Annotated in this window: 14 protein-coding genes, 1 tRNA gene and 1 pseudogene; 6 read left to right on the top strand and 10 right to left on the bottom strand. The window is 48.5% G+C overall.

Annotated elements, in window-relative coordinates; genetic code table 11:
- Nucleotides 1-291 precede the first annotated feature (291 nt).
- Nucleotides 292-1,764 (top strand): GntR family transcriptional regulator, encoded by a 1,473-nt coding sequence (locus DFR60_RS09415; protein WP_110322675.1) that lies wholly within the window; start codon nucleotides 292-294, stop codon nucleotides 1,762-1,764.
- A gap of 202 nt (nucleotides 1,765-1,966) precedes the next feature.
- Here the strand turns inward: DFR60_RS09415 and DFR60_RS09410 are convergent, their stop codons facing one another.
- From DFR60_RS09410 to DFR60_RS09385, 8 genes and pseudogenes are all read right to left on the bottom strand, one after another.
- Nucleotides 1,967-3,937, bottom strand: a complete 1,971-nt coding sequence (locus DFR60_RS09410; protein WP_110322674.1) for a sensor histidine kinase — start codon at nucleotides 3,935-3,937, stop codon at nucleotides 1,967-1,969.
- Nucleotides 3,934-4,614 (bottom strand): response regulator transcription factor, encoded by a 681-nt coding sequence (locus DFR60_RS09405; RefSeq protein ID WP_110322673.1) that lies wholly within the window; start codon nucleotides 4,612-4,614, stop codon nucleotides 3,934-3,936. The genes DFR60_RS09410 and DFR60_RS09405 overlap by 4 nt, the downstream gene beginning before the upstream one ends.
- A 58-nt stretch (nucleotides 4,615-4,672) precedes the next feature.
- Nucleotides 4,673-8,200, bottom strand: coding sequence for an InlB B-repeat-containing protein (locus DFR60_RS09400; protein WP_167437564.1), 3,528 nt, complete (start codon nucleotides 8,198-8,200; stop codon nucleotides 4,673-4,675).
- A 19-nt stretch (nucleotides 8,201-8,219) separates the two neighbouring features.
- A complete protein-coding gene (locus tag DFR60_RS30155; protein WP_146218590.1) occupies nucleotides 8,220-8,570 on the bottom strand; it encodes a hypothetical protein in 351 nt (116 codons plus the stop codon).
- A complete protein-coding gene (locus DFR60_RS30850) occupies nucleotides 8,567-8,863 on the bottom strand; it encodes a hypothetical protein (protein ID WP_243005024.1) in 297 nt (98 codons plus the stop codon). The genes DFR60_RS30155 and DFR60_RS30850 overlap by 4 nt, the downstream gene beginning before the upstream one ends.
- A gap of 37 nt (nucleotides 8,864-8,900) precedes the next feature.
- Nucleotides 8,901-8,999: pseudogene (locus DFR60_RS31420) on the bottom strand (hypothetical protein); the annotation flags it as partial.
- Nucleotides 8,984-9,226 carry a hypothetical protein gene (locus DFR60_RS09390; protein ID WP_110322670.1) on the bottom strand — a complete coding sequence of 81 codons (243 nt, stop codon included), beginning with the start codon at nucleotides 9,224-9,226 and terminating at the stop codon, nucleotides 8,984-8,986. The pseudogene DFR60_RS31420 and the gene DFR60_RS09390, both read right to left, overlap by 16 nt.
- Before the next feature lie 155 nt (nucleotides 9,227-9,381).
- Nucleotides 9,382-9,570: a hypothetical protein gene (locus DFR60_RS09385; RefSeq protein WP_110322669.1), complete on the bottom strand. Its 189-nt coding sequence runs from the start codon at nucleotides 9,568-9,570 to the stop codon at nucleotides 9,382-9,384.
- A gap of 158 nt (nucleotides 9,571-9,728) precedes the next feature.
- Between DFR60_RS09385 and DFR60_RS09380 the strand changes: the two genes are divergently transcribed.
- The 3 genes from DFR60_RS09380 to DFR60_RS09370 all read left to right on the top strand — a co-directional run bounded on the left by DFR60_RS09380 (nucleotide 9,729) and on the right by DFR60_RS09370 (nucleotide 11,779).
- On the top strand, nucleotides 9,729-10,415 hold the full coding sequence (locus DFR60_RS09380; RefSeq protein WP_110322668.1) for a helix-turn-helix domain-containing protein: 687 nt from the start codon (nucleotides 9,729-9,731) through the stop codon (nucleotides 10,413-10,415).
- A gap of 171 nt (nucleotides 10,416-10,586) precedes the next feature.
- Nucleotides 10,587-11,144, top strand: coding sequence for an RNA polymerase sigma factor (locus DFR60_RS09375; RefSeq protein WP_110322667.1), 558 nt, complete (start codon nucleotides 10,587-10,589; stop codon nucleotides 11,142-11,144).
- Nucleotides 11,141-11,779, top strand: a complete 639-nt coding sequence (locus DFR60_RS09370; RefSeq protein WP_243005023.1) for a hypothetical protein — start codon at nucleotides 11,141-11,143, stop codon at nucleotides 11,777-11,779. Before DFR60_RS09375 ends, DFR60_RS09370 begins: the two co-directional genes overlap by 4 nt.
- Here DFR60_RS09370 and DFR60_RS09365 read toward each other — a convergent pair.
- Both DFR60_RS09365 and DFR60_RS30335 read right to left on the bottom strand, forming a co-directional pair.
- The gene (locus tag DFR60_RS09365; protein WP_146218589.1) at nucleotides 11,776-12,129 is read right to left on the bottom strand and encodes a hypothetical protein; all 354 of its coding nucleotides are present in this window, start codon (nucleotides 12,127-12,129) and stop codon (nucleotides 11,776-11,778) included. The two genes, DFR60_RS09370 and DFR60_RS09365, sit on opposite strands and share 4 nt — an antisense overlap.
- Before the next feature lie 133 nt (nucleotides 12,130-12,262).
- A tRNA-OTHER gene (locus tag DFR60_RS30335) sits at nucleotides 12,263-12,329 on the bottom strand.
- 374 nt (nucleotides 12,330-12,703) lie between these two features.
- Here DFR60_RS30335 and DFR60_RS09355 point away from each other — a divergent pair.
- Together DFR60_RS09355 and DFR60_RS09350 are read left to right on the top strand one after the other, a co-directional pair.
- The gene (locus DFR60_RS09355; protein WP_110322664.1) at nucleotides 12,704-13,861 is read left to right on the top strand and encodes a MarR family transcriptional regulator; all 1,158 of its coding nucleotides are present in this window, start codon (nucleotides 12,704-12,706) and stop codon (nucleotides 13,859-13,861) included.
- A complete protein-coding gene (locus DFR60_RS09350; protein ID WP_110322663.1) occupies nucleotides 13,858-14,403 on the top strand; it encodes a hypothetical protein in 546 nt (181 codons plus the stop codon). Before DFR60_RS09355 ends, DFR60_RS09350 begins: the two co-directional genes overlap by 4 nt.
- The last annotated feature ends 23 nt before the right edge of the window (nucleotides 14,404-14,426 follow it).

Below are 14,426 nucleotides of genomic sequence, written 5' to 3'. Positions count from 1 at the left end.
ATTATATCACCGCAGTCTTTAAATATCAATGATTCCTGCGGTATTTTTAGTATTCTATAAGTAATATTTTGTATGAATTAATTTTACGATTATGGCAGGTAATGCTGTGGTGTATCTATGACTTGTAATTCATTCTTCAAAAAGGTATAATTTCACCAGGAGGCAGGGGAACCGGGACTATCACATTAATAAATCCCCCGTCTAAAGATATCGACGGATTTGACCGTGCATCATACATACCGATTACCTGGCCGTATACAAAACAATTAACATCATTAAGGAGAGACTAAGATGGGCTTGAAATACGATGGCTTGATGTATGAAAGAATATATGAAATATTAAAAAATAGAATTGAATCCGGGCTGTTGCCAGCCGGTACAAAGCTCCCGTCACGAGATGATTTATGTAAAGAATTCGGAACATCGGGAAAGACAATTCGCCGCGTATTATCCATGCTAAAGGAACATGGATTGATTGAAACGCACCAAAGAATGCGTCCCGTTGTATGCTTTCATTACCATCCAAGGCGTTCAATGATCAATCTCGCATTGAAGAGAATCGATACCTCCATTACCGATGAGGTGCTGAAAACAGGGGTTTTATTGGGATATCCAGTGATTGAAAAAGGGATTGCTCTTTGTAAACAGGAGGGCTTCCAAATTCCTCGTAAAATCGTAGATAGTATGAATATTGAGGATTCTGCAGAGTTCTGGCGGTTAGCCAAACAGTTCCAGCGCTTTTTTATCAGACGGAACGAAAATGATTTAAGCCTGCGTGTCATGGACAGTCTGGGGCTTTCAGAGTTAAGACCGCTGCGGGACAACACAGAAATCAGAATCAGGTTTTATGGACAGCTGCAAGAATTGATGAGTGTTATTGAAGAAGGAGGGGATACCGACAGCGTTCATTTCGATGATATGTCCGGAATCTACGGTCTCACTTATGGAAGTGAACCTGCATTTGATGTCCCTGCAGACTCCGCAGCCGTACTTGGCAGAGAGCAGCTGGAAAAACTCTTACTAAGAGAAGAAGTGAGATACTCAGCTGTGTATATGGATCTTTTGAGCCTCATTGCTATAGGCCGTTATAAACCGGGAGATAAACTCCCGACTCATAATGAACTGCAGAAACTTTATAATGTGAGCGTGGACACTACCATTAAAGCAATACAGATTATGCAGGAATGGGGCGTGGTAAAAGCAGTTCGCGGTAATGGAATCTTTGTAATGATGGATATCCATGATTTAAAGAAAATAGAAATCTCTCCCCACTTAATTGCCTGTCATGTCCGCCGCTATCTGGATACTTTGGATTTACTTACCCTGACAATTGAGGGGGTTGCCGCTTATGCCGCCACACACATTATGCAGGAAGAAATCGAGGAAGTGATGGGTGAAATGAACCACTTCTGGAATGAAGACTATCTATACATGCTTACCCCATCTTTCCTTCTGAATCTTATTGTAAAGCATACGGGTGATGGTTCTCTCAATGCAATTTATACTCTTTTGCGGAGAAATCTGGGGATAGGCAGAAGTATTCCCGCCTTGCTTGAAACAGGAAAAACTGCTGTGGACCATGAACTGCATGGACAATGTATGACTGCACTGAACCAGCTTTACGCCGGACATCAGGAAGAATTTTCTGATGGGACTGCTAAAATATTCCGGTATATCTATGATTATGTAGTTAGCAAATGTAAGAAATTAGGATACTATGATTCTGCCATGGAAGTCTATGATGGCCGTGCGTTGTGGAAATAACAGATTGAAGCTATACTGTCTCTCCCATCACACAAAAAGCCGAATACCTGACCATCGTATCATTTTTCCCGGAACAATATCAACCGCCAAACGGTAATACCATGGAATAATTGGCATACATAGCCTCTCTTTCAAAACGAAAGTTGGCTGCCATATATGGCAGCCAACTTTAAATAATATTTTCTATGAAAACACAGCCCCCTCATCTCGCAGGAAATGTCAAGGTAAAGGTCGTTCCCTTTCCCGGCTCGCTTACCACCGACACGGTGCCGTCCATAGCTTCCACCGTGGTTTTCACAATATAAAGTCCCAGTCCGCTGGAGCCGTCCTTCTCCCCGCGCTCCGCCGAGACCTTGTAGAACCGCTCAAAAATATGGGGAAGATGCTCTGCGCCTATCCCTTCCCCGGTATCGGCAACGGTAAGCTCCGCCCGGTCCCCATTTCTGAAAAGGGAGAGGGAGATTCTTTGACCCTCCGGCGTGTAACGCAGCGCATTGTAAATCAGGTTGTCCAGCACGCTCCATATCTTATTTTTGTCTATCTTCAGTTCCAGCGTATCGTTACTCTCTGCATGGAAAGAGAGTCCCTTATCACAAACCAAATCTCCGTATTTTCTTCCTGCCTCCGCCATAAGACTGTACGCGGAAACCCATTCCAGGTGGTAGACTGTGGTTCCTCCCTCCATCCGGGTGACCTCAAACAGGTTGTGAATGAGCCGCTGCAAATCCAGATTCTTGTTGTAGGCAATCCCCAGATATTCGGTCCGCTCCTGCTCGCTGGAGGCAATCGTCTCATCTCCCAGCAGCTCTAAGTAGTTGTTCAGCACGGTCAGCGGAGTCTTTAAGTCGTGTGATATGTTGCTGATCATCTCCCGGAGAGCCGCCTGGGAAGCAGCCAGTTGTTCATTGGCGCTGTTTAGCTGAGCCGTCCGCTGTTCCACCAGTCCCTCCAAATTTGCATTGACCCGCTCCACCTCTTCGTGGGCCTGGGCGTAGCTGCGCGACAGCATGACACACTGGCTGAGGATTAAAAACATATTCGGGACGATACCGGGGACAAACAGATCACCCTCCAATACCGTTTTTGACAGAGGTCCATAGAAAACAAAGGTCACCATACTGCACAGATACAGTAGACGGTATGGATCCCTGCCGATTTTTTTCGTCCGTACCGCCAGAACGATGGAAACGCCAAACGGTATCATGACCAGAAACATCCCGGCAACCGCTGTTGCATAGGGCAGGATACAGATTCCAGCCATGGGCACGGCAAAGCAGAACACGTAAAATAAACGCAGACGCCGTCCCAGACGGATGGAAAGAGCCTGTATCATGAAAAGACAGATAAACATGCTGTGTGTGGTAAACAGCAGCAGGAATACCCGGCTCAAAACAAATCCAATCCCGCCCCGCAGAAAATACTGAACCAGGGCATTGCTCTCCATCCCCAGCCGCATCACCGCAGTCAGACAGATGAGGCTGAAGGTCAGATATAAAAGCTCCCGCCGGCGGAAGAAATACAGGAACAGATGATAGACACCGATCAGCAGGATGCCGCCCAGTGCGGCAGCCAGCACCGTGCGCTGCCAGAGTATGTGATGGATCAGCACCGTATCCCGTCCAATGAGAAGCGGATAAAAAATCCCGCTTCCGTTCATCCTGTAATTGGCAGACTGAACCACAAGCTCCAGGACACCGTCTGCGGAAACGGCGGTCAGCAGCTCATTGCGCACTCCGGTGACCGTCTCCACATCCGAGGTTCCCACCCGTCCGGCCCGGTAAAAATCTTCCCCGTTCAACCAGATAACCGAGGAAGACATGATCTCCGGGATATAGAGAAGATAGGGCTGCCCCGGCTCCGTCAGGATTTTCAGACGGTAAGTAGCATAGCCGAGTCCAGGATACCCCTTTTGGGTCCATGGTCCTGGAAGATCAATATATTCCATCCCCTCGGGAATGCCTTGCCGGAAATCCTCCGGGGTGTACAGTCTGCCGTAATAAAACTCCCACTGTCCGCTCAGAGCGTACACGGAAGACGTAAAATCAGTCTCACGGTAATCAAGAACTCCCTCTCCAGCCGCCGGTCCCCTGGAGACAAAAGATTTGGAGGAAGTGAAAAACAGAGCAAGGCACAGGGAAAAAATCAACAGAAATACTGCCAAAAACCGTTTCATAGCATGGTCCTCGCTTTCTCCTTGGGCATAAACCGGTATCCCTCGCCGCGGATTGTCTCAATCTGACCAATGACGGGCTCCGCGTCCTCCAGCTTGTGCCTTAGCCGTAACATATGAACCGCCACGGTATTGGCCGCATCCGCTTTCCCCGTACGCCACACTTCCCGGTACAGCTCCGCCGCCGACAGGACCCTGCCCGGATTCCCCAGCAAAAACAGGAACAAATCAAATTCCTTTTGTGCCAGAGGAATAATCCGGTTGTCAATCCGCAGAATCTGGTTCTGGTGGTCGATGGCAAATCCTTTCATGGCGCTGCGCCTCACCTGGGCATACACCCGAGCCGCCAGCTCCTTTAGACTGTATGGCTTGGTGATGTAGTCATCGCCGCCTGCCATCAGCCCCTTTATCTTATCCTCCTCATCATCCATACAGCTCAAAAACAGGATTGGGGCAAAAGTAAGCGCGCGCACAGCCTCACACAGTGCAAATCCGTTCATATCCGGAAGCAGCACGTCTAACAGAATACAGTCATAGCTATGTTTTTTTAACAATTCCAGGGCATCCTGCGCACAGACGGCTGAATCCACCCGGTATCCCCGCGCCTCCAGATACCGGCGGTTTGTCCGCAGAATATCCGGTTCATCATCAACTGCCAGCAGCCGATAAGAATAGTCCATATGTTTCCACCCCCCTTAAGATGAATATAGCATTATGGTACGTTGGATGTAAGAAAAATCAGTGAATTGCCGCGCCATCTGCCCCAAGGGTATATCCGTCCACCTCGATATCTGCTGCCATCGCTCCTTTGGTTCCATCGGAAACCGGATTGAAATAATACCACTTCCCGTCAATCTGCCTCCATCCGACCGCCATGCTTCCACTCGGATCGAAATAGAACCATTTCCTGTAATTTTGGTCATAGTACCAATTCGTCAGCATTCTGCCCTCCGCATCAAAGTAGTACCACAGACCGTTTACCTGACCCCAACGGTTCTTTGCATAGGAACCGTCTGGCATCTTAAACAGCCACACGCCCGCAGCGGTCTGTTCCCAGTCCCCGTGGAGGACCGATGCATCCGCGGAGGAAGTTTTGCTGCTGTCCGACGAGGAATCGCCGCCACTGTCCGACGAACCTGTATTCTTATCCCATAAAGCGGTGACAGTCATATCCGCCGCCACCTTTGTAAAATCTTTATCCCAACCGGTAAAGGTATATCCGTTACGGGTCACCTCCGGGGCAGCCGCCGCTCCGCCTGCCGGGACAGCCTGTGTCAGTTCCCCTCCGCCGGTCCGCGTCCCTCCCGCAAGGTCAAAGGTGACGGTAACGGTCTGAACGGTCTTTTCTGTCACCATAAACTTTAGGTTCACTACCGCGGTGATGCCCTCCGCCGTATGGACGGTAAACGTATCCTCATATACTCCCGGCTCCAGACCGGATTTCGGTTGTATGGAATAGGATATTGTTTCACCTGCTGCGAGCAATACGGTTTTCGTTGGATGGTTCACAACTTCAAATGCTTCCGCCTTCGACAGGATGCCGCCTGTTACATTTAACGGCAAGGTTCCCGTGTTCTCAAAACTCACGGTTTTTTCGGCAGAGGAGGGGAGATAGCCTGCCTCGGCCTTGCCAAAGTCCTGATCGGCAGAGAGTGGCTCAATCCCATAGAAGCCATTTTTCTCCCATGAAGCGGTGACAGTCATATCCGCCGCCACCTTTGTAAAATCCTTATCCCAACCGGTAAAGGTATATCCGTCACGGGCCACCTCCGGGGCAGCTGCCGCTCCGCCCACCGGGACTGCCTGTGTCAGTTCCCCACCGCCGGTCCGCATCCCTCCCGCAGGGTCAAAGGTGACGGTGACGGTCTGAACGGTCTTTTTTGTCACCGTAAACTTTAGGTTCCCTGTGGCGGTGGCGCCTTCCACTGTATGGAGGGTATACGTATCCTCATATACTCCCGGCGCCAGACCGGACTTCGGTCGTATTAAATAGGTGAATCCCTGATTTATCAAAAACGGCATTGGTCCTGGCGGATTGCTTTCAAGTTCAAATGCTTCCGCCTTTGACAGGACGACACCTGTAATATTCATTGGACGGGCTCCCGTATTCGTAAAATTCATAGTCTTTGTGTAAGAGTAGCCCTCATAACCTTCCTCGGCAGTGCCAAAGTCCAGGTCGGCAGGGGATACCTCAATGGCATAATTTTTCTTCCATAAAGCGGTGACAGTCATATCCGCCGTCACCTTTGTAAAATCCTTATCCCACCCGGTAAAGGTATATCCGTCACGGGTCACCTCCGGGGCAGCCGCCCCGCCGCCCACGGGAACCGCCTGTATCAGTTCTCCTCCGCCGGTCCGCGTCCCTCCCGCAGGGTCAAAGGTGACGGTGACGGTCTGAACGGTCTTTTCTGTCACTGTAAACTTTAGGTTCACTGCTGCGGTGACGCCTTCCGCCGTATGGACGGTAAACGTATCCTCATATACTCCCGGCTCCAGACCGGATTTCGGCTGTATGGTATAGGATATTGTTTCACCTGCCGCGAGCAATACGGTTTTCGTTGGATGATTCACAACTTCAAATGCTTCCACCTTTGACAGGATGCCGCCTGTTACATTTAACGGCAAGGTTCCCGTGTTCTCAAAACTCACGGTCTTCGCGGCAGAGGAGGGGAGATAACCTGCCTCGGCTTTTCCAAAGTCCTGATTTGGAGAAAGTGGGACAATATCATAATCGCTTCCTATGGAAAAATCCACGGTGTATGTCTTTACATAGGTCTTGGCGTCGGCATCCCTTTCCTCAAACGCCTCTGCCTCAACAGTGAGTGCCGCACGGCCGGCTCCGCCGGAAAGGGTGATTTGGGGATTCCCCACGACCTTTGCCCCTTTGTGTTCCGGAACTCCTTTCAAGACAATGACCGCATCCTGCGGCGTGTCAGGCGGCAGAGACACGTGGTATGTATCCCGATCACCTGTAAACCCAGGCACATCAACAGAAACTTCCCCATTCACCTGATACCGCAGGCTTGATAACGAAGCATTCTTACTATAGAATACCGGCGTGAGGATAGCTCCTTCATACGGCATCTGCAACTGGAAGGATTGATCGAGAGCGGAGAGAAAAACACCCCCCATATACTTTGATACGTCCACCCTTTGAAATACATAGCCTTCATTAGTAACGACTTTAACATCAAAGGTTTGACCTGCCTCTACCATTGAAGAGCTGACAGTTACAAATCCGCCCTCCACATTATCCAGTATAACCGGGTTTAAGAGAGTTCCACCTGCCTTCATTTCTACTCCGGGATAAATGGTATACTCATTGGAATCCATTAAGACTTTAACATAGTTATCACTGTCATTTATAAACACACCATCCCCGGACAATCTGAAATCCCCGTTTATGGTACCGCCCTGATAGCTAAATTTACCAGTGATATTGCAGGATGAATTTATGTCTAATTTACCGCCCATCATTGTGATATCTTTTATCTCTGAATCATTGGAAGCCCTGACATATCCATCTTCTATTGTCAGCGATTCTACTTTGCCGAGCAGCTCAATCACTCCCTGTTTTAAGGTGAGGTTTCCTACATTTCCAAAGCTCGCATGGAAGTATCCTTTTACATAATAGATGATTGTTACGTCTGCTAACACTTCTTCATTAAAAATCCAATCTGAGTTTAGCGTAAAGTTTGCTAAAATAACGTCTCCGGGCTGAATGTCACCAGTCCCCATAGCGGCAAGAAAATCAAAAGGCGATTCAAAAACTTTTTCCCCTCCTCCATCCAAAAGACTGGAGGCGAGCTTTGCGGCGCCGGCATCCGGCGGGAGAAATTCAGAGTTTTCCACGGTTACGGTAATTTGGGGTGGTTTCACACTGTCCGCCATCATATAGTCACCGATATCCGCAGTAAACACGTAGCTTCCCTCCGTATCGCCGTCATACTCCGGCTCGCTGTCCCAGGTCACCGGAATCCACGCCGAATACACGAAATCCGGTGTGGATTCCCCTTCCTCTTTTTCTGCCTGCGAGGGCGTGGCAGTATCCAGGTTTTCCTCCGGCTCTTCGATTATCTCCGCCTCCAGTTGATCCGGCAGAATCAAATCCTCTCGCTCTGTTCCCGTCGGGACAGTCTGTTGTTTCATATCGTCCCTGAGCGGGGAAAACGATGCCACGGTTTTGGTATCCGGCACATCTGGCTTTGCCAGAGCCACATACGGAAACTGTACTGCAATCATGATCACAGTCAATAAATACGCCAATTGTTTTTTATCTGAAATCTCATGCTTTTCCTCCTGTCCTAAAGTCTGATCTAAGCTCTTTTTTCGGCAGCACAATATTAAAATTCGGGGCTGTCTGGTCATGCAGGAATTTATAGGTGTCACGCTGCTGCTCCAGGAAAGTCCGGCACCGTCCTTTGCTGTGCTTCTCCACGACGGACCAGTGATGGGTGGCGCAGATACAACTCATACTTTCGCCATACCGGAGCAGCAGCTTATCGAGGGTCTTCCACCATTTTCTAGTGTCCCTCACCTCCGCGCCGCGGGGCGTCAGTATGTTGTGGAGCGTGTGGGTTGCCACTTCCGCAGCTATCAGGCAATTGCGGGACTCCCCTTCTATCCATATTGTCATCTCGGCGGGAGCCTCCGTCTCGGGGCAAAGAAAAATTCAAAGCATATTCCGTCAATCTCTATGTTTGCCAGCTCAAATATGGTATCGCCAACGTGCTCCCAGTCAGGGTTTTTGTCATCCTTAGGATTGGGAACAATGGTAATATCCGGTGTCTGAAAGCTCACGGTACCTCCCTGCTGGATATCCTTTCCCAGTCCTGCATCTATCTTGCCTTTGCCATCGCCCCTGACAGCCAGCAGCGTGCCGTACTGGTAGGTGGACCGCCGTGCCATGGCGTCCCCTGCGATGGGCATCCATCACTCCCTGTATTCCGCCGTAGTGGTCTATGTGGGTGTGGGTGAGGATAATGGCTTTAACCGGGCGCTTCTTTTCGGTGTCTGCGTTTTCCCAGTATAGATTCAGCGCTGCGCTTGCTAGATTGAATCGCATACCCGGTACAGCCCGTGCATATTGTTGAGAAGCGCCTGCCGCCATAAACTCTTATTGACACAAGCCGGACAAAGTTCAATCCGTTCTTTCACCCTGTCTTTAAATTCCTGTTCCGTCTTGTTGTCCTTATCATACCGCAGAGGTTCTTTAATAAAACCCTCTGCCGCGTCAAAAAAATCCTGATAGTCTTCATAATTCAAATTCTTACTTTCTTGTTTCGTTATCATATACCTCCTTTTCCAGGGACTGCATATTGCAGCCCATTCACTGCCTCATCTACTTTACCGACAAGCTCTGCCAATATGAACAAATTCGTTCATATTCCCTAAAACGACGAAATGCGAATACGTCTTCACGTATTCGCATTTCCTTTATTTTATAATCACATTTTATCATATTTGTTGGTTGCCTGCAACCGGAATGATGACGGCTTTTCGATTAGAGGCCCTATGCCAGTCAGCGTTCCGCTCCATGTGCCGGACATCTCGTAATCGCCGTTCTGTGTCAGCTTAATTTGCCCGTCTGTAACACTCCACAGCAGGTTTTCGTCGCAGAGGATTTCCACCGACAAAAGGTTCCCCACCAGCCGCCCATGTTTCTACGCCGATACTCCCCCGGTAATTGTGCAGACCATCTCAGTCATTTCAATTCTCCTTTACTGATGAATATAACCCCTTTTATGAGTACAGTATTATTTTATCACTTCCTAAAAGGGGCTACAATAACATTATGAAAAAGTCAGGTGGTGAATCTGTAGAATTAAACTATGAGGCACTTGGTGAAAGAATCAACAGGATTCGCAAGGAAAAGGGAATTACGCAGAGTGTCCTTGCGGAGCGTGTCGTTATAGAACCCTCGAACACTTCTCACATAGAGAGGGCGGCGTCCAAGGTGGGGCTTGGCACGCTGGTCAAGATTGCCAACGCGCTGGAATGCACACTGAGCGATTTGCTCTGTGACAGCATCCTCTGTGAACGGGTAGCCTTTTGTCTTCACCAAGAACTGCCTCAGCGTCATCAATCCGGATATCCTCTGATTTGCGAAGTTTTTTCTTTGCCCCCTGCGGCTGGGGCTGCGCAGGTCAATCATGCGCTCACAGAGCTTGCCAAACAGGGGAACCGAGGCGGCATAAACCTGTGGGAAACAGACTGCCTCGTTGAGCAGCCCCACCGCAAGCTGTACGTCCATAATCTCATCCGGGTCATAAGTGCCCGCTGCTTCGATTTCATAGGCTATTGCGAAAAGGGTGAGAATGAAAAATCTGTCATCAACTGCTTTGTTCCGCAGGTAAGGGATACGGCTTCCGGTAAGCGAATAGTATTTTCCCTTGTATTCCAGGATATCCCCCCCAAAAGATGGCTTGGTATTGCTCCTTTTTTATTTTATACTTCTTCTTTACGCTTTGAATACGCATAAGGACAACAAAACAGAAGCAAAACTTATAACCGTATGATTTTTCATTTATGCTCTTGCCTGTACCGGTAAAAGAAAATAGAATAAAAAAAGAAGCGCACGGTGCAACCATAGACAAAAAACGGGTAGTAGATGGATGAAGGGGTTATGGCACAGACCAAAGGAGGTAAAATTATGGAGGACAGCAGAATTGTCGATTTATATTGGATGCGAAGCGAGTGTGCAATAACGGAAACCGCATCGAAATATGGAAATTATTGTTACGCTATTGCCTATAATATCCTCCGCGATAAAGAGGATGCGGACGAGAGTGTGAATGATACCTACCTTGGTGCATGGAATACCATTCCTCCCCATCGTCCGTCAGTCCTGGGGACTTTCCTCGGCAAAATCACCCGCCGCGTATCCCTGAAAAGATGGCGGGACAGCCACCGGGATAAACGCGGCGGAAGCCAAGTGTCCCTTGCCCTTGACGAACTTTCGGAATGTGTTCCATCCAATGTTGTGGTAGAGGATCAAATTATTGCGATGGAACTGGCGAAAACACTCAATCGCTTTATCGCCAGTCTGCCGGTTACGGAAAGGCAAGTCTTTCTCTGCCGCTACTGGTATCTGGACTCTATTGAAAAAATAAGCATGGACTTTTGCTTTAGCAGCAGCAAAGTAAAATCCATGCTCCATAGGACAAGGACAAAACTGCTTTCCTATCTAAAAAAGGAGGGATTAGTATGAATGCAAATCATATACTTGACGCATTAGAAATGATTGATGATACATATATCATTGAAGCAAAGGTGAGGGGAAATATGAGTACAACTCCTGCCGGGAAAAAAGACCGGAATATAAAACGGACGCTGACACTCGTTGCGGTGATTGCCGCGCTGCTTGCCCTTTGCGGATTTGCTGCATACCAATTCGGTTGGTTTGACCCATGGCTGCAAAAGCCGTCTGCCGATCCGGTGCAAACCGTCCAAAGCGCGATTGAAGGCCAGGCTGCCAAAGAATATACGCTCCGAGTGCGTATAGAAGAAATTGAGGTAGATGACGCTGAAACGGCGCGTGTAGCGGCTATGTACTCCGGCAGCGAACTTGCAGAAGCGCGGGGCTGGACGGACGAGTATCTCGCAGAACACTTTATCGTTGTACGTGCCAAATATTATGTGGAGTACGATCATACAAAGACCTTCATGGATGACGGCTATACGGAACAGTATTTTTACTTAACCCAGGACATTGAAACCGGGGAATGGACGATTAGCGAAAACACTTCGCCAAACACAAGTATCGTGTTACAAGAACCCTATGCTGTATGGGAATACGAACCGCTTTTAAGTTCTAAGCTCCCAGCGTATCTATTCCATTTTTAATATTTCTTATTCCTCAATCGAGGCGGAGTGCGATAACCGTAGACATTATTCCCACCGTTGTCGATGAGGTGGGCGTCTGTCTCGCTGGACTCATATCCGCCCATAGTCAGGCTGGCATCCTCCGGTAACGGCATCAGGTACTTGCAGCGGCTCCGGCGCTCCAGTCCGATATTCCGTTCCATTGCCGCGGGATCGATATACTCCATGCAGGCTGTGCAGATGTACAGACAGGTATTGCAGTAATAGGCTCCCTCCATGTAACGGGCGGCGGATGCCGGCACGGTTTCCCCGCAGTCGGCACAGACCACGAGATGCGGACAAAATGGATGATTTCCTGGGCGGTAAAACAATAGACAACGCTGCCCCTGCCCCTTCGGGAGAGGTAGAACAGGCGTTGAAATATCGTATTAGCAAAATCCGGAGGTTCGACTTAAACAAAAAAGCCGAAAACCCAGTAAAATCAAGGTTTTCGGCATTGCGTACTGGCGTTCCTGAGCGGATTCGAACCGCTGGCCTTCCGCTTAGGAGGAAAAATAACCCCTTGCCCTACGGTTCCCTTACACATCTTTTCATGCTCTTTCATGTCAAAAATGTCCTCGTAGAACTCAGTTCATTGTGCTTTTTTATTGCATATTGCACAATTCCATCTACTACTATCAACTTTCGTTAAATTAGCAGAAAATTAGCAGACGCCGTTTTTTGGAACGCCGATTAGCAAAAAATTAGCAGAATCAGTATTTGATTTTTATGCCGATTCACGCAAATTGCCTCAAATCAAAACTCCTATTTTGTTGTAGATGTGTCCCCAAATTAAAATTGTTGGAACACATCTGATAATACCACTTTATCACAGCTTGGTTCGGCTGGCAACAAAAAATGGCGTTCCCGTTCCAGAACAGGCTTCTCTAATTTATGGAGGGTTTTATGTCAGAATATCAATTAGAAATCAAACAGGTCGTGGATTATCCACGCTGCCGGATCTACCGGCAATTTATCCAGAACTTAATGGCAGACCGAAGCATTCGCACAAACGGAGGCTCCGGTCTTTTTTATTATACGGTGCTCTGCAACTATGCAAACTTCCGTACTTCTTATCTCCGTATAGACGGTATCGGCTACACGGTATATCCCGGAGAATGGATCTGTACCGTAAAAGAACTGTCTGCATGGTTCCGCACCCGTTTCCAGTGCCAGGCAGTCTCTATCCTGGACGAGCTGCAGAAACGCCACCTGATCTCCTATCTCTTTCTTGACCGTGGAAAGGTAGTCAAATATAAGATCCGTGACTGGAAAAAACAGAATACCGTACTGGATTACAACTGTCCCTGTCAAAAAGATACGGGCTTTTTCTTTATGCCTGTTGTCACTGCAACCGAACTGGTCAGTGCCGGCCGCTGCTCTGAAATGGATATCCTGCTGGATCTGTGGATGTCTGCTGTCTATAACGACAATCAGGTACAGGGTTCGGAGATCGGCCCGGTTGTCTATTTCCGCAATGGCACCGGCTCTCCGCTGGTGGCTTACAGTGAGATGGCTGCCCGCTGGGGCATCTCCAAAGCCACAACCGGGCGTGTGCTGAAAAAGCTTGCTGACATGGATTATATTTCCTTAATGTCATTTCCCGGAAAAACAGGAAGCGTGATCTATCTGCACAGCTACCTTTCCACCATGTTCCAGATATCCGATGTCCTTGTGGATAAAGAGGAGGTTGCCATGAGTCTGAAAATCAGTATCACTCTGCCGGATGAAGGAGAACCGCAGGCGGATTCTGCCCTCACAGAACATGAAGTATGCGTTTCAGAAGAATTATCCTGCGTTTCAAAATCGGACATGGATGCTGTCATCAGAAAAATGGCGCAAGTCCTTGATGCACAGGGAATTTCCTGCTTCCGATGCCCGAAATCCATATATAAGTTATATCCTTTATCAAACGCCTGCAGGGAAGAGTATATATTCCATACACTGAATACTGCCGCACGTTTTGGAATGTCCGTATGTTGTGGGGAGGATAAACCGGTCTATACCTTTGAGCTGAGCCTCTCTCCCACTGAAAATGACAGGGAAGGAGGATGCAGGGAATGAAAAAGAATCCGGAAGAAATAAACATTGCTGACAACCCATTGTACCATGATACCTGGAAACTGCTGAAAAAATACAGGGATGTGGTGTGGAGCCTGGAGCTGTCTGTCCAGCAGGTGCGTAACCGGTTCGAGATTGAATACGGCAGTTCCATTGAGGATTTTCTGGAGTCCGTCTATGTTGCCGGGATCGATCTGTCGGACCGCAGTATCGAACATCACGCCAAATGCATTGAACGGAGCCACCGGATGCTGAAACTCCTGGACACCTCCATCGACCTGCTCCGTACCAAACACAAGAATGGGGAGAGCTATTACTGGCTGCTGTATTACTCGTTCCTTTCCCCGCAGCAGCTGCGGAATGTGGAGGAAATCATAGAGAATCTTCGTCCCCATATCCGGGATATCAGCTTCCGCACCTATTACCGCCGAAGACGGGAGGCCATTGATGCGCTCAGTTCTATCCTGTGGGGCTACACCTCTAAAGACAGTATTGCTATTCTGGAGCAGTTCTTTCCGGAGGATAAAGATGTCGGGGAACAATAACAGGCAGCTATATAACATGACAG

The organism is Hungatella effluvii (assembly GCF_003201875.1).
GTDB lineage: Bacteria > Bacillota > Clostridia > Lachnospirales > Lachnospiraceae > Hungatella > Hungatella effluvii.
Note: the sequence above shows the minus strand (reverse complement) of the source record. Positions and strands in the feature narration are given on the sequence as shown.

Excerpts from the sequence above, each read along its gene's own strand:
- DFR60_RS09390 (WP_110322670.1), bottom strand. The coding sequence starts at position 9,226 with ATGATAACGAAACAAGAAAGTAAGAATTTGAATTATGAAGACTATCAG.
- DFR60_RS30155 (WP_146218590.1), bottom strand. The coding sequence starts at position 8,570 with ATGACAATATGGATAGAAGGGGAGTCCCGCAATTGCCTGATAGCTGCG.
- DFR60_RS09380 (WP_110322668.1), top strand. The coding sequence starts at position 9,729 with ATGAAAAAGTCAGGTGGTGAATCTGTAGAATTAAACTATGAGGCACTT.
- DFR60_RS09350 (WP_110322663.1), top strand. The coding sequence starts at position 13,858 with ATGAAAAAGAATCCGGAAGAAATAAACATTGCTGACAACCCATTGTAC.
- DFR60_RS09370 (WP_243005023.1), top strand. The coding sequence starts at position 11,141 with ATGAATGCAAATCATATACTTGACGCATTAGAAATGATTGATGATACA.
- DFR60_RS09355 (WP_110322664.1), top strand. The coding sequence starts at position 12,704 with ATGTCAGAATATCAATTAGAAATCAAACAGGTCGTGGATTATCCACGC.
- DFR60_RS09415 (WP_110322675.1), top strand. The coding sequence starts at position 292 with ATGGGCTTGAAATACGATGGCTTGATGTATGAAAGAATATATGAAATA.
- DFR60_RS09405 (WP_110322673.1), bottom strand. The coding sequence starts at position 4,614 with ATGGACTATTCTTATCGGCTGCTGGCAGTTGATGATGAACCGGATATT.
- DFR60_RS09375 (WP_110322667.1), top strand. The coding sequence starts at position 10,587 with ATGGAGGACAGCAGAATTGTCGATTTATATTGGATGCGAAGCGAGTGT.
- DFR60_RS09410 (WP_110322674.1), bottom strand. The coding sequence starts at position 3,937 with ATGAAACGGTTTTTGGCAGTATTTCTGTTGATTTTTTCCCTGTGCCTT.
- DFR60_RS30850 (WP_243005024.1), bottom strand. The coding sequence starts at position 8,863 with ATGCCCATCGCAGGGGACGCCATGGCACGGCGGTCCACCTACCAGTAC.